Here is a 15,472-nt window from a genome sequence, read left to right on the forward strand (position 1 = left end):
AAAAGGCATAAGATGATATGAAATTAATAACCAGGCAAGCAGAGGATGGCGTGGTTTCATCCTAAGATTGATAGGGGTTAACCTGTAAGATAAAAGGACATGTTCCATGACCACCTGTTAGTGTGATAGAACCTGTGATTAAGCCAATTTTAGGGTCTAAGCCAAGTAATGAAGCTAAACCTACACCTACACCATCTTGTACAAGGATAAGCACGCCTACTATAGCCAGGAAAATTACAAGTGGGAAGCCACCTTGTTTTAAGCGGGAGAAGTCTGCTGATAAGCCAACAGATGAGAAGAAGACAAGCATAAAGGCATTTTGTAAACTTTTCTCAAATTGAAAAGATAAACCGAACCACTGGTAAAGTGCGAAAATGATGGCAGCGGCGATTAAACCTCCTGCAACTGCTTCTGGGATATTGAAATCTTGTAAGAATTGGATTTTTTTTACGAGCAAACGTCCTAAAAGTAATACGAGAGTTGCTGCAATTAGCGTGTGATAGCCATTTAATATGATTGGTTCCACGATAAAATTCCTCTTGATTGAACCTACTTTTATGTAGGCAGTTTTTAAATGAGTTTTGAAGTTATCGTATTAAAATTCGTTTGTCAAGATGCTGCATAAGATTTCTTTATTTAAAGGATTATAAATTTTTATGATTTAGATATATCAAGATCTTTAAAACGCAAAATTTGCTTGGCATTATGACAGAATTTATAGATATTTAATCTGAGTTTTTTTATTAGCTCATGATCATGATATAATAAAATGAATTAATATAGATGGATAAAGTAATTAAATTTTAGATTAAATAATTGATTTTAAGGTTTAGAAAAAAATGCTTAGCTATCGTCATAGTTTCCACGCAGGAAACCACGCAGATGTGCTTAAACACATTGTGCAGCTTCTTATTTTACAGTCACTAAAACAAAAAGAGAAAGGCTTTTTATATTTAGATACTCACTCTGGCACAGGGCGTTATAGCCTGCTTAGTGCAGAATCAGAAAAAACGGGCGAATATTTAGAAGGGGTAGCTCGCCTTTGGGAACGGGGTGATTTGCCTGAAGAAGTTGCCCTTTATATTGATGAGCTAAAAAAAATCAATTGTGGCGGTAAATTAAAATATTACGCTGGTTCGCCATTATTGGCTGTGAATCAACTTCGCCCGCAAGATCGTGCGATTTTAACTGAGCTTCATCCAAACGATTTTCCATTATTACGTCAAGAGTTTGCTAAAATAGAGAATGTGCAGACCAAACGTGAAAATGGTTTCCAACAATTAAAATCAGCATTACCACCGAAAGAACGCCGTGGTTTTGTGTTTATTGACCCATCTTACGAGCTCAAAGAAGATTACGAATTAGTGGTTAAAGCCATTGAAGAAGGTTATAAACGCTTTGCGACAGGCGTATATGCGATTTGGTATCCTGTAGTGCTTCGTCAACACACTAAACGTATCGTACGTGGTTTGCAAGAAACTGGAATTCGCAAGATTTTACAGATTGAACTTGCTGTTCGCCCAGATTCAGACCAACGTGGAATGACTGCAAGTGGAATGATTATTATCAATCCGCCTTGGCTGTTAGAAAGCCAGATGAAAAAAATTCTGCCTTACTTAACAGATATACTTGCGCCAGAGGGGATAGGTTCTTGGAGCGTTGATTGGATTACACCAGAATAATGATTACTTTGTTTCATGAACTGTTTAATAATTTAATCAAATTAATTTAAGGAATTAAAAATGAAAAAATTTATTACCCTATGCGTAGTTGGTGGAATGGCATTTACTGGTTCAGTATTGGCACATAATCTAACTCTTGAGCAAGCATTACCTCAAGTGAATGTTTCTGATAAGGGCGAGATTATTTTAAAAGGCAATGAAGTTGCATTTCAATTATGGAAATCAACTGCTTTAAGTGGAAAAGTAAGAATTGTTCACCATTTAGCTGGTAGAAGTACAGCGAAAGAAAAAAATCAAGCGGTTATTGATGCAATTAAATCCGCACATTTTGATTCTACAAAATATCAAACAACAACAATTATTAACGCAGATGATGCCATAGTCGGAACGGGTATTTTTGTAAAAAATAGTGCAGAAAATGGAAAAAAAGAAAATCCTCACAGCCAAGTTGTGCTAGATAATATAAGTTCAGTGAAGAATGCTTGGGCATTGAAAGGCAAAGAAAGTGCAATTATCGTATTAGATAAAAATGGCCAGGTAAAATTTGTCAAAGAAGGACAGCTATCAGACGAAGAAATTAAAGCAGTTATTAACCTTGTTTATAAATTAAGCCAATAAATTAGCATTAGCTTTGCATCGTGAAAATTTAAAGGCAAGTATAAAAACAGCTATTTTGCCTTATATGATTATTTTTAAAAAAATCCTTTATTGTATAAGTTCCTCTTACGTTTCAGTATTTATAAGGGAAATGGGCTTTCTCTGTTCGTTTATCTAAAGGTTCTTTTTTATCATTACAATTTTTAATTACCGCTTAACAAGTCCGCAAAATCTCCTTGGGATTTAATCTCTACAAATTTTCCTTTTTGAACAATCAGCCCTTTTTTCATGACCCAAATTTCATCACAATTTGCTAAATCTTCAATGCGGTGAGTGATCATTAAGGTGGTGTGTTGTTGGCTTAAATGCTGCAAGGCTTGTAGTACTTGTTGTTCCGATTGCAAGTCTAAACTTGCAGTGGGTTCATCTAACATCAATAGCTCATAATTTCTCAGCAAGGCACGAGTTATTGCAATACGCTGAGCTTGCCCACCAGATATACCGACATTGCTATCTTGCACTTGGTGTTCTAAGCCTAAGCGGTGAACGAACTCATCCGCTTTAGAAAGCGAAAGGGCTTGTGCAATGGCTTGTTCTGAGACTTCGTAATTACCAAGCAAAATATTCTCTTTTAATGAACCACGAATAAGCTGAGGATTTTGCCCCACCCACGCTAATTTTTCTCGCCATTGGCTTAAGTTTAATTCACGTAGTTCAATGCCATTGATTATAACCGAGCCTTCATATGGTAAGAAACCAAGTAGCATATTCATTAATGAACTTTTGCCAGCACCGCTTTGACCAACTAAAGCAATATGCTGTTTTTCGAAAATTTCGAAATTAAGTGGCTGAGTTAAGCGTTTGCCTTGCGGAGAAAGCACTACACAATCTTTCGCTTGAATCATAAGCGGTTGATTTAGTAAATCTTTTTGCGAAGATTGGTGAGTCAGCACTTCTTCGTTTAAAAAGGCTTCAATATTATCTGCTGCAGCCATTGCTGCAGCTTTATCATGATAAAATATGCCCAATTCACGCAATGGCTGATAAAATTCTGGTGCAAGCATCAAACAGAAAAAGCCCGTAAATAGCCCAACAGCAGCGTTGTAGCCACCAAAATCTAGCTCGCCTAAGAAAGTAAAACCAAAATAAACCGCCATTACTGCAATCGAAATTGCGGTGAAAAACTCTAACACCGCCGAAGAAAGAAATGCCATTTTCAGTACATCCATCGTACTCAAACGAAATTCTTCGGTACTTTGGTAAATCTGTTCAGTTTGCTTTTCAGCTTGCCCAAATAGGCGGATCGTTTCTAATCCGCGAAGTTTATCCAAAAATTGACCGCTCATTCTTGAAAGTACGCTAATGTTGCGTTGGTTAGCTTCTACCGCTTTAATGCCTGCTAATGCCATAAAAATAGGGAGAAGTGGTAACGTTATAAATAAAATCAAGCCTGCTGCCCAATTGATTGGGAAGACTACGCAGAGAATCAAGATCGGCACAATCAGCGATAAAAATTGCTGAGGCAGATAGCGAGCATAGAAATTATGCAGGTTTTCTACCTGTTCCAACATTAAATTTGCCCAACTACCCGTTGGTTTTTGTTGAAGCGACATTGGTCCAACTGCCAATAATTTTTGGATAATCTGCTGGCGTAAATGCAATCGCAAAGTTTGCCCTGCTTTAAAGCCCATTCGTTCACGCAGCCAGAACAGCACCGCTTTAGCGGTAAAACAGCCAAATAATAATCCGATTTCAGGCAGAAACTGTCTAGCGGTTTGGTGTTCGATAATCATTTTATGCAGCATCAAGGCAATCAATACCATCTGTCCCATCATAAATAAGGCAGTGATTACCCCAAAAAAGATGTTTAATAGAAGATACTTTTTGACAATTTTTTGCTGTTCACGCAGCCATTTTTGTAATAATTTTTGTCGTTCTTTTTTCATTTATTTCTCTATTGAGATGGGCATGTTTTAGTCAAAATCAAAACGATACATTAAATCAACCGCTTGATTCACGCTGGAAACCCATTGTAAATACAATTTTGGTGCAAGATTATAGCGTAGAGTCAGCTCCGTTAAAGGAGCAAAAAGTCCAACCCCATATTTCACTCTAAATTTTGGTGTAAGACTAGCACTTACTTCCACTTTCGTGTTGTCGCCAATTCCTGCTGTAGTCACATTCAAGTCATTAAGCCCAAAGGCATTTCCGACCTTACCCACTAATTTACTACTTTTAGACAAACTTAAGCCTATCACCGCTGCTGCCATTGAGTTATTTGCATTTCCATCACCGCTACTATCTAGTGAACGCCCTGTTAGCACATAAGAAAGTGCATCATTTTGCGACATCGCAGGCTCAGAGAAAACCTTAACTTCAGGACGGTCGGCTAATCCATATACCTTCACACCTGCAATGATAGAACTATCTTCCATTGCTTCTGGATTGCGGATTGCCTCAATATTCAAATTTGGTTGAGAAGGTAATCCTGCGAAGCTGATTTGTCCTTTGCGGATAATTAAATCTTGCCCAAATGAAGCATATCGCCCTTTAGTTAAATTCACCTGTCCATATAGCCCTAAACCCTGTTTGCCTTGGCGCACTGCAATGGTGCCATCTAAATTCGCTTTCAAGCCATAAGCATTGAGATTCACATCATCACCAATATGAATGTTAATATTTGATTTAATCGCCATCCCACTTGAGGTGGTTTGAGGAATTTGACGTTGTGCTAACGGGATTTTTTTCTTCACTGAACCATCCATAATTACTTCGTCGTCGCTCACACTTACTGCACTTTCAGGCAGCTCTTCGACCTCAATTCTTGCCCATGGAATATCAATATTGCCGCCTAACTCAAGTTCTTTTGGTGTGACCGAAACCGAAATATTCGGGCTTATTTCCACTTTCCCAATATTTGGCATACTCACTTTAAAGCGATTAGCACGGGCGTTAATGGTGCTTCGCCATGCATTCAGTTTTCGCCAATCGGCAGAACCCTCTAAATGCAAATCACTTTCTGGTGTTTTGATCATACCTGAAAGGGTTGAATTTGTTCCTAGGAAATTCATTGCCAAATGTCCATCTGTAATATCAAACGGCATTGAAACCGATTTTGCACGTAAATCGTGTAAAATCAATTGCCCATGCAATTGTGGTGCGAGCATATTGCCGCTCATTGTTAATTTCGCATTAATATTACCATCGACCGTCTCACCTCCCATCAATAATGGTTTGATTAGACGAAGTGAAATTTGATCAATATTAATTTTCCCAGATAAGGTGCGCAATTTGATGATATCTTTTATCACCAAATCCGTTACAAGCCGCCCATTGTTTTCAATTTGCAGATCCGTTTTGAGATTAAGATTATTGTCTGCCAAACGTGCATTGATTTTAAGTGGGCTTGCAGTTATCGGGAAAGTTCTGCCTTCAGATAAGATTTGAGTGAATTTTAAGCTGTTTGAGTTCACCTCTAAATTCACTTGTGGTGCTCTGTTTTTAAACCATGCAGCTTCACCTTTTGCTGAAAGAATACCTGATAATTTCATACTGTTATCTAAATAATCTTTCACTATCTCTAAATTTAATCGCTTAATCTCAAATGGGATGTTCCCATCTTGTCCCGCGTTAAAGGTTTGCGGGAAGCAGAGTTCTGCGTGTGAATTTAACCAGCAATGTGGAGACACTTGAGCATTAATTTGCTGATTGTTGTAGTTCACATTCACAGTTTGGTTGGTTTTAAACTTGCCTAGTTCTTGGTTTTCAATTACTAATTGGTTAATTTGTCCATTCCACACCTGTTGCAAGCGGTCAAATTTGCCAGAAAGTTGCAAATTAGCCGAGATTGGGTCCCCTTTTGCGTTGAACGTGAGACTATGTTGCGCTTCTGAGCCTTTTGCATTGAGATCAACTTTTTCAACTTTAATTTCTCCATAGGTAAGTTTTCGAAGCGTAATAGCCACATCTCCTTGAATGTTTTTTTCGGTCGTAACTTTCCCTTTCGCCGTTAAATGTTGTAAATTAAGATCATCATACGCCACATTATTAGCAGTTAGATCGAGCTCTAAGTTTGGCTCGCTCACTTTACCCAAAAGCGTTATATTACCTTTGATGCCCGCTTTTAAACGTGGCACTAAACCTTGTAAATTAGGGGCGTTTAGATTAGCGGTAAAGTTTGAATTGTCACCCAACACGCCTTGCATTGCGATGCGATTTTCGCCATAAATCAAGGTTGCATTTGGTACGTTCAACAAGGTTTGATGATCTGACTTCAATTGTCCTTGAAGCTGTAAAGTACGTTGTGAAAGAGTCCCTTTGATGTCCATTTTGGGCACATCTATCGCCCATTCATTGTGCTCTTCCCCGCGAGCGGCATAACCTTTACTTTCAAGATCACCACTTAATAATGAAGACCAATCTGGAGAGAGAGATTTTGTGTTGATATTATTGAGCTGTAATTTACTTTGCCATTCTACTCCATCACGCCAATCCACTAAGCCAGAAAGCTGAGCTTTTCCGTCTAAAGCGGTTAAATTTAGGTCATCAATGGCAAAATGGGTAATAGTGCCATTGCCTTTTAAATTCACACTTGTAGCAGGAATATTCGCTCCCTTCGCATTGCCTGAAAGCGAGAGTTGATAATGGCGCATATCACCCTGTAAATTCAAAGCAATATTATTTAATTTCAGCGGATCTTCGCCCTTTTTAGGGAAGAAAGGATAAGTCAAAGATTGGCTTTTTAGACTAAGATTAAACGGGTTGTTTTCGGTGGCTAACGCAATATTACCTTCTAATTCGGCTTGAATTGCCCCCAAAGTTTTTACATTTAATGCTGTTTTTTGGAAAAGAGCGCCAGAAAGGGCAATTTCTGCACTCTTCACAGGAATTTCTGATGAGAAATTTTGCAAACCTTCTGCATGCAGTTGAAAATCAAGCGGATAATCGCCGTTTAGCACAAGTTGCCCTTGCCCCAAAAGATGACCTTGCTTACTTTTTAGATCTAAATAGCGAATTTCAACAGTCTGATGATTCGCTTTTGCGACTAAGGTTGCCTGATCTAAATTAAAAATCTGATTTGGTTTTTTATCTTGGTTCAACGGCTTTTGGCTAATGTTGATATTCGCTAACTTTAGCTGTTCAATATTGAAATCAAGTGGTAACGCAAGCGGTTGAATATTATCAAGAAAAGGCGAATTAAGTGTTTGTTGAATAGCTGCCCAATCAATTGGCTCTTTTGCAGATTTTGCTTCAGATTTGATCGCTTGCTCTGGTTCATTTGTCGATTGAGGTGCAAGCGAAATTGCCAAGCCATTTAGCTCGGTTGGAAAAAGAGTGACTGAGCGTCCTTTGCCTTGAATGCCTGATTGGAAATGATCAAGCTGAATATCAAGATCATCCACTTTAACGTTGAGATTGTCCAAAGCAATATTTTTTGCGGTAATACCAAGCGGAAGATTGAATTCGGTAAAAGGCTTGTGATCTTTTTGAGGTTGAGAAGGCAAAAGTTGTATAGTATCAATCACAACCTTCGCCTCTTTTAAGCTTAGATTTTCAAGGCAAGCATCATATTTCCACAGGCAAGAAAAATCGAAATGTAATTGTGCCAAGCCTGCAGAGACCTCAAATCCTGCCATTTTGTATTGAGTATTGGTGAGCGTCAGCCCCTCTTGCAAGCTACCTTCAATCTGTTCAATGGAAAGTGTATCTAATAAGCGATCAGCGAGGTGAATGACTGAGCGTTGTCCGTAGCCTGTGGTAAGATAGCCAATTCCGCCAATAGAAAGTAGCGAAATTACACCAAGCATTCGACTCAGAAACTTACCTTTACGTTTTGGCTTTGTTTCTGAAGATTGCTTTTCTGTTTTGTTTAATTGTTCTGTTATTTCTTGTTCTTGCATATTAAAGTTCTGAACCTAATCCGATATAAATTTGAACACCTTTTTCATTGTTCGGTGATTTCACAGGTGTTGCGATATCAAGTTTAATGGAACCAATTGGCGATGCCCAACGTACACCAATGCCAGCACCTGCGTGTAAATCTTTGCTATTGAATTTGTCGGAAGCCAAGCCTGTATCATAAAAAGCAGCTGCCCACCAATCTGGGTAAACTTGGTATTGATATTCCACAGATCCTGTTGCTAAGCGCGAACCACCGATACGTTTCCCATTATTGGGATCACGAGGTGAAATATCTTTGTAGCCAAAGCCTCGCACACTCATATCACCCCCCGCAAAATAGCGTAATGATGGTGGAATTCGTTCAAACTCTTTGGTGTGAATTCCTCCCACTTCGCCACGTAATACAAATCGGTGTTTTTTAAAGTAGGTTCGAATCCAAGCATTAGAAAATTTCCAAGTATAAAAATTAATATCTGAGGCAATATTTTTTGATCCCCAATTTACCGTTAACTTTTGACTATCTCCCCAAAGAGCAAAGCGATGTCCATCCGAGCGAGTTCGATTTAAAGAGGCTGTTGGATAAATTAGCCATGTTTTATGAGAAATATCTGCCTGTGTAAAAGAATCATAACGGGCTTTTACCCCTGTAGAAAAAGACCAGCCCGCTTCTTTTGTCCAAAAACGTTGAAAACCAAGTGTAGATGCAGTTGATTTCGTATCATTTTGATCTTCGTGTTCAATACTACCAGAGAATTGATAATAGTAATGAATAGGTCGAGTTCTTAATGGAATATTATAACCAAATTCTGCAGTTTGCTCTGGCTTTGAGATATAAGTTCGAGATTCTAAGCGGTGCCCACGGCTATTTATCCAGGGCTTTTTCCAGTTAAATTGTAAACGTGGTCCAACGTCGGTCGCAAAGCCTAAACCGACCTCTATCTCATTTTGTTTACGGGGTTGAAACTGTATATCCAAATCAACTTTTTTATCTTTTTCATTTAGTTTAGGCTCCGCTAAAACAGAAGAGAACCAATTACTTGAAGAAAAATCAGACGTTAAAGTAGAGAGGTCATTAGTATAGTAGGGATCACCTGTTCTAATTTTAAGAATATTGTACAGATAATCTTCACGAATTTGATTATCGGTAAAATGAATTTTACCGTAGTGATAACGTTCCCCACTATTATAACCTAATTGCCAGTCAGCTTTGTGTTCTGTAGGATAAACTTCTAAACGGTGATAAATCCATTGCCCATCGAAATATCCTTTTTGAAAGGCAAGGCTTTCTAGATCACTTTTGAAATTGTCATAAACTCGGTGATATAAAGTTCCTCCTTTTTTAGGAGCAGATTTTACTAAATGCTCAAAATCAGGATCTGTTGCAGCATCTCCAATAATTTGAATATCTGTTTCATCAATTTTTACTGTTTCTTTATCCAGCTCAACATTCAGCACTAATAACGACTTTTTACCCTCTCGCGGCTCTAAGACAAACCGATATTTTGTGTTGTAAAAGCCTTTTGCACGCAAGCCTTTATCGACAGCATTTTGGACCAAATATTGGTAACGTTCCGAACCATCAGCATATTCGGATGAAATCTGTGATAAAAAAATTTGTACGTTTGCCCAAGCATCTTTATCTCTGCCTGCAATGCCTTTGACCTCTAAATCGACTTGAGCGTGTTCTCTATTTTCTAGCTGATCAGAAGCACTCAGGTTTTCTTCCTTTTTTGCAATTTCTTCTGCGTAGCTCAATGAAGAGATTGCAATTAGGCAACAAAGTGTTAAAAAACGAAGTTTAAAATGCACGTTATGTCCTTGATATACCTAGAATTGGCTTTAGGTGACTAAATAGTATTTTTTCTTTTGCTAGTCTTTACCCTTTTTCACAAGGAAAAGGGGTGAAGAGTAACTTTTTATAATATAAAAATCTAATTTGGTTACTTTCAGTTTATTTCACTAACCTCAACGGGTTCACCGCTACCCCCGCACGGGTAATACCAAAATAAAGGGCGGGGCTGCTTCGACCGCCAGAGTTCCCCACAGTTGCAATAGTTTGCCCAGCAGAAACACGGGAGCCTTCTTTAACTAGAACGCTTTGGGCGTAACCGTAAACAGATAAATCCTCACGACCGTGGCTAATGACTACGACATTACCATAGCCTTGTAACCAGCCCGCTACCATCACTTTACCTCCCGCAATTGCTCGAATAGGAGTGCCTACACTAGCTGAAATTACTACACCATTCCAACCATTACCAAAGTTAGTGACTACTTTACCCGAAACAGGCATAGAATATTTGCTTGAACCTAAACCATTGCCCGCTCGTACTTGTTGCTTCTCAATTTCGGTCGCTTTGCGGTTCTCCTCTCTGCTTTTCTTGGCATCTAACTGAGCAATATCGCGTTTTTCCTGCTCTTCTGCTTGGCGAGTTGCTACTACCAATTTTTGTTGAAGAGCTACAGCATTTGCTTTTAATTCTTCTAACTGACTTTGGTCTTTTTCCAGTGTTTTATCAATCGCCTTTAACGTATTTTCACGCTCACGCTGCATTTTTTTCAGATCTTGCTCTTGCTTCTTTTGGGTCGAAAGCTGCGTCTGATGTCCTTTTTGCTGGCCTTTTAGCTCATCTCGGCGAACTTTTAGCTCCTCTTGAGTATGGCGTAAATCGTTAATTAAATCAATGCGAACTTGATTGATATGTTCATAGTAAGCGGTCATTCTGTCTGCATTTTTTGCAGAATCGGACATCAACCGCTCTAGCACAGACGGATGAACGTTCGAACGGTACGCCGAATCCAATTGCTCTTTTAATCGCTCTTTTTGCTCTTTTTCTTGCTGTTCTAGTCGCTTGATCTCTTGCTCTGTACGTTTAATCGAAGCTCTAATATCAGCTAATGAGCTTTCTGTATCTTTTAGCTTGGTAAATACTTGTCCCATTTCTACTTCTTGCTGTTTAAGTGTAGCCTGCAACGCATTACGTTTTTGGCGGTTTTCATTGATTTTACTTTTCTGTTTTTCGATTTTTTGGTTGATTTCAGAAAGTTGATTAGCGTTGCTTATCGTAATTAGGCTATTTAAACCAAATAAGCTAAATATAAGAACAAAAAGATGGCGAATTTTCACAAAAAATTCCTTAAGAGAGCAGATGTAAACAGTGCCTATTTTAGTGAAATTTTTGAGGAAAATCAGCTTTTCTACGACTTTTTATACCCTTTTACAAAAAGAAAGTGGCTCACCCTTTAAAAATCAAGGATTTTTTGCTATAAATAGCCCGTTTTCATAATCAACTCAACTTAATAGGAGCTCCTATGGAATTAGTATTTATTCGCCACGGTTTCAGTGAGTGGAATGCTAAAAACTTATTTACAGGTTGGCGTGATGTTAATTTAACAGAACGTGGTATCGAAGAAGCAAAAGCAGCTGGTAAAAAATTATTAGACGCTGGTTACGAATTTGATATCGCATTCACTTCTGTATTAACGCGTGCAATCAAAACTTGTAACATCGTATTAGAAGAATCTAACCAATTATGGATTCCTCAAGTGAAAAACTGGCGTTTAAACGAACGTCACTACGGTGCATTACAAGGCTTAGATAAAAAAGCGACAGCGGAACAATATGGTGATGAGCAAGTGCACATCTGGCGTCGTTCTTACGATATTTCACCACCAGATTTAGATCCAAACGATCCAAATTCTGCACACAATGACCGCCGTTATGCACATTTACCAAAGGATGTGATTCCAAATGCTGAGAACTTAAAAATCACATTGGAACGTGTTTTACCATTCTGGGAAGACCAAATCGCACCAGCATTATTATCTGGTAAACGTGTTCTTGTAACGGCTCACGGTAACTCATTACGTGCATTAGCAAAACACATTATCGGTATTTCTGATGCTGAAATTATGGATTTCGAAATCCCAACGGGGCAGCCATTAGTGTTAAAACTTGATGACAAATTAAACTTTGTAGAGAAATTTTACCTATAATTTCTCGTAATAAATAAAAATAGTTGTAAATGGCTGTTGAATACTCAACAGCCATTTTTTATAAATACATATTCCTACAAAATATTAAACGTTGTTTTCCTGTGTTAGAATAATCATGTTTTTCTTTATAAAGGAAATAAAAATGAAAAAAATCGTTATTTTAGGATCGACCGGATCTATTGGTAAAAGTACCCTTTCAGTGATCCAAAACAACCCATCCGATTATCAAATTTTTGCTTTAGTGGGCGGAAAAAATGTGGAGTTAATGGCAGCGCAATGCGTCTTATTTCAGCCCCAATTTGCTGCATTAGATGATGAAAATGCAGCTGCACATCTTAGAGCACATCTCATCACACTTAATATTAATACTAAAGTTTTAGCAGGGCAAAAAGCAATTTGTGAACTCGCCTCTCACCCTGAAGTAGATATGGTAATGGCAGCAATTGTTGGTGCTGCAGGACTTTTGCCTACGCTTTCTGCGGTTAAAGCGGGGAAACGTGTATTACTTGCGAATAAAGAATCGCTAGTTACTTGTGGGCAGATTTTTATTGATGAAGCGAAAAAATCAGGTGCAAAACTTTTACCTGTCGATAGCGAACATAATGCTATTTTCCAATCTTTACCAGTTGAAGCACAAAATAAAATTGGTTTCTGCCCGCTTGCAGAACTAGGTGTGAGTAAAATTATTTTAACTGGTTCGGGCGGCCCGTTCCGTACTAAGCCATTGAATGAATTTGATGCGATTACACCAGCCCAAGCCGTTGCTCATCCAAACTGGTCGATGGGTAAAAAAATCTCTGTTGATAGTGCAACAATGATGAACAAAGGCTTAGAATATATTGAAGCTCGCTGGTTATTTAATGCTTCTGCCGAAGAGATGGAAATTATTATTCATCCGCAATCTATTATCCATTCTATGGTTCGTTATATTGATGGTTCAGTGATTGCCCAGATGGGGAATCCTGATATGTGTACACCGATTGCACACAGTATGGCGTACCCTGTTCGCATTAATGCGGGTGTACCACCACTTGATTTTTTCAAACTTAAAGAATTAACCTTTATTGATCCAGATTTTGAACGATATCCAAACCTCAAGTTGGCGATTGATGCTTTCGCCGCTGGGCAATATGCAACTACTGCAATGAATGCCGCAAATGAAATTGCTGTTGAAGCTTTTTTAAATGAGCAGATTCGTTTTATTGATATTGTGAATGTGAATAGAAGTGTTGTTGAAAATATTGCACCAATTGATATTCAAGAAATTGATGATGTCTTACATATTGATAAACTGGCAAGAGAATTGGCAAGACAAAATATTTTTCAACTTTAGATAGGTTGTTTATAATAACAATCCGTACGTGAAAATGATCATAATATACGGATTGTTATTATTGGTAATCCATTCAATTCGTTAATACCATCTACTAGATTTACGGCGAGGAATTAAATGAGGTATAAATAGACCTAAGATTAAACCAACAATTAAAACCAACCCACCATAAATAAAATATTGGGTAGCGATGGCGCGTTTTTCGCTATCTTGCATCGTTTCTAAGCTACGATTTTTATTCTTTAGCATTTCTATTTCACGCTTAAGCTGAGTATTTTCTGCAAGTAAGTCACTCGTTTGTTTTTGAGATTCATGGCTACGGCGTTGCATTTCAACTGTGCGTTGTTGCCAGTCGCTATCAATTTTAGCTAGTCTGCCGTTTAAATCTTGAACTTGTTGTTGCAGTTGAGGGATTAACTCTTTCGGGCTTGCCGTTTGTGAAACTTCTGATGCAAGCACCCAGCCTTCGCGATTACGGCTGTCACGAATTAACACAAAGCGTTCTTTACGATCCAGTACTGTGATTTTCTCTCCTGCTTGAATTGTGCCTGAAATTTTGAATTGCTCTCCAGCACCTTTACGCATGTAAGTGCTGAGGTTTTCAGTGATGTAATCTGTAGAAAAGGCAGGGATAGAGCAGCTCAGTAGTAGTGATGAGAAAAGAATTTTGTGTGATTTTTTTGACATAAAAAATCCTTATAGAAAATTTTTATTTCTAAACTATTTTTGTTCGACTTCTATTCTCGGAAATAGTTTAGAAATAAAATCAAAGGGCGGAATTTAATTCCACCCTAATAAAATTAATGAAAAATGGCGTACAAGATGTAATAAATAATAATTGAAAGTACTGCGCCTGCTGGCAAGGTAACAAACCAAGATGCCACGATGTTACGGATAATACCTAAGTTGATTGCGGCAATACCACGAGCGAAGCCAACACCTAGAATTGCACCTACTAGAGTTTGTGTCGTTGAGATTGGTAAACCCGTGCCAGATGCGAGAACTACGGTAACCGCACAAGCAAATTGAGCAGCGAAGCCACGGCTTGGTGTAAGTTCAGTAATACCAGTTCCTACTGTTGCCATTACTGATTTACCCATTACCGCTAAGCCTATGCCCATACCTACAGCACCAAGAGGCAATACCCAGGCTGCCATACGAGTTGGACCTTCAACTAAACCGCCTTGTCTAATAATAGCTTCAACAGCTGCAAGTGGACCGATTGCATTAGCCACATCGTTTGAACCATGTGCGAAAGCCATTGCACAAGCGGTTAAAAGCATCAAAATGCTGAAGATTTTTTCAACGCCACTGAAGCCACTTTTATCTTTCACTTTATTCTCAAAAGTTTGACTACGGAAATAAAGCACACCGATTACGCCAGCGATAATAGCTAAGCCAAGTGAAATACCAAAAGTTTGCCAGCCAGTTAAGTTAAGACCAACGTGTTTTAAACCTTTTGAGATAGTTACAATACAAAGAATAAAAATGGTAACAGCCATATAGAATGGGCCATATTTCTTTGCTTGTTTGAACGGTTCTGTGCGGTTAAAGATCAGTTTTTGTGAGTTCACGAAAATCACGAAAGCAATAATTCCAGCCAGCACAGGTGTAATGAACCAACTACCTACAATCCCTGTGAGTTGTCCCCACTGAATTGAGCTAGCACCAACGGTAACTAAAGCAAAACCAATTACCGCACCAATAATAGTGTGCGTGCCTGAAACAGGCCAGCCCATTTTAGTTGCAACAATAAGCCAAACACCTGCCGCACAAAGAGAAGACATCATCCCAAGCACTAAAATTTCAGGCATGTTAGTAAAAGCATCAGGCTGGATAATACCACTTTTAATGGTATCAGCCACTTCACCACCTGCAAGATAAGCTCCTGCAAGCTCAAAAATCATTGCGATAATAATTGCTTGTTTGATGGTTATTGTGCCTGAGCCTACAGAAGTTCCCA

10 protein-coding genes and 1 pseudogene are annotated in these 15,472 nt (G+C 38.5%); 4 read left to right on the forward strand and 7 right to left on the reverse strand.

Features of this window, described 5'->3' with window-relative positions; translation table 11 throughout:
* Positions 1–100: 100 nt before the first annotated feature.
* Positions 101–526 (reverse strand): annotated as a pseudogene (locus tag KH943_RS05235) (sodium/glutamate symporter); the annotation flags it as partial.
* A gap of 313 nt (positions 527–839) precedes the next feature.
* Between KH943_RS05235 and KH943_RS05240 the strand changes: the two are divergent.
* Complete coding sequence (locus KH943_RS05240; RefSeq protein WP_304108554.1) at positions 840–1,682, forward strand: 23S rRNA (adenine(2030)-N(6))-methyltransferase RlmJ; 843 nt, start codon at positions 840–842, stop codon at positions 1,680–1,682.
* Between the two features lie 60 nt (positions 1,683–1,742).
* Positions 1,743–2,300: a YtfJ family protein gene (locus KH943_RS05245; RefSeq protein ID WP_304108557.1), complete on the forward strand. Its 558-nt coding sequence runs from the start codon at positions 1,743–1,745 to the stop codon at positions 2,298–2,300.
* 182 nt (positions 2,301–2,482) lie between these two features.
* Here the strand turns inward: KH943_RS05245 and cydD are convergent, their stop codons facing one another.
* From cydD to envC, 4 genes are all read right to left on the reverse strand, one after another.
* Positions 2,483–4,225 (reverse strand): heme ABC transporter permease/ATP-binding protein CydD, encoded by a 1,743-nt coding sequence (gene cydD, locus KH943_RS05250; protein WP_304108560.1) that lies wholly within the window; start codon positions 4,223–4,225, stop codon positions 2,483–2,485.
* A gap of 27 nt (positions 4,226–4,252) precedes the next feature.
* The gene (gene tamB / locus KH943_RS05255; protein WP_304108563.1) at positions 4,253–8,179 is read right to left on the reverse strand and encodes an autotransporter assembly complex protein TamB; all 3,927 of its coding nucleotides are present in this window, start codon (positions 8,177–8,179) and stop codon (positions 4,253–4,255) included.
* Position 8,180: 1 nt separating this feature from the next.
* The gene (gene tamA, locus KH943_RS05260) at positions 8,181–9,896 is read right to left on the reverse strand and encodes an autotransporter assembly complex protein TamA (protein ID WP_438359823.1); all 1,716 of its coding nucleotides are present in this window, start codon (positions 9,894–9,896) and stop codon (positions 8,181–8,183) included.
* Between the two features lie 235 nt (positions 9,897–10,131).
* Positions 10,132–11,307: a murein hydrolase activator EnvC gene (envC, locus tag KH943_RS05265; RefSeq protein ID WP_438359822.1), complete on the reverse strand. Its 1,176-nt coding sequence runs from the start codon at positions 11,305–11,307 to the stop codon at positions 10,132–10,134.
* Positions 11,308–11,492: 185 nt separating this feature from the next.
* Between envC and KH943_RS05270 the strand changes: the two genes are divergently transcribed.
* Positions 11,493–12,176 (forward strand): 2,3-diphosphoglycerate-dependent phosphoglycerate mutase, encoded by a 684-nt coding sequence (locus KH943_RS05270; protein ID WP_005706845.1) that lies wholly within the window; start codon positions 11,493–11,495, stop codon positions 12,174–12,176.
* A gap of 142 nt (positions 12,177–12,318) precedes the next feature.
* A complete protein-coding gene (gene ispC, locus KH943_RS05275; protein ID WP_304108571.1) occupies positions 12,319–13,509 on the forward strand; it encodes a 1-deoxy-D-xylulose-5-phosphate reductoisomerase in 1,191 nt (396 codons plus the stop codon).
* 81 nt (positions 13,510–13,590) lie between these two features.
* Here the strand turns inward: ispC and KH943_RS05280 are convergent, their stop codons facing one another.
* Together KH943_RS05280 and KH943_RS05285 are read right to left on the reverse strand one after the other, a co-directional pair.
* A complete protein-coding gene (locus KH943_RS05280; RefSeq protein WP_304108575.1) occupies positions 13,591–14,196 on the reverse strand; it encodes a TIGR04211 family SH3 domain-containing protein in 606 nt (201 codons plus the stop codon).
* A 113-nt stretch (positions 14,197–14,309) separates the two neighbouring features.
* Positions 14,310–15,472, reverse strand: a 1,163-nt coding sequence (locus KH943_RS05285) for an inorganic phosphate transporter (protein ID WP_304108577.1), incomplete at its 5' end; no start/stop codon positions are given.

The sequence above is a fragment of the Haemophilus parahaemolyticus genome, from assembly GCF_018373095.1.
In the GTDB taxonomy this organism is placed as follows: Bacteria; Pseudomonadota; Gammaproteobacteria; order Enterobacterales; family Pasteurellaceae; genus Haemophilus_A; species Haemophilus_A parahaemolyticus_A.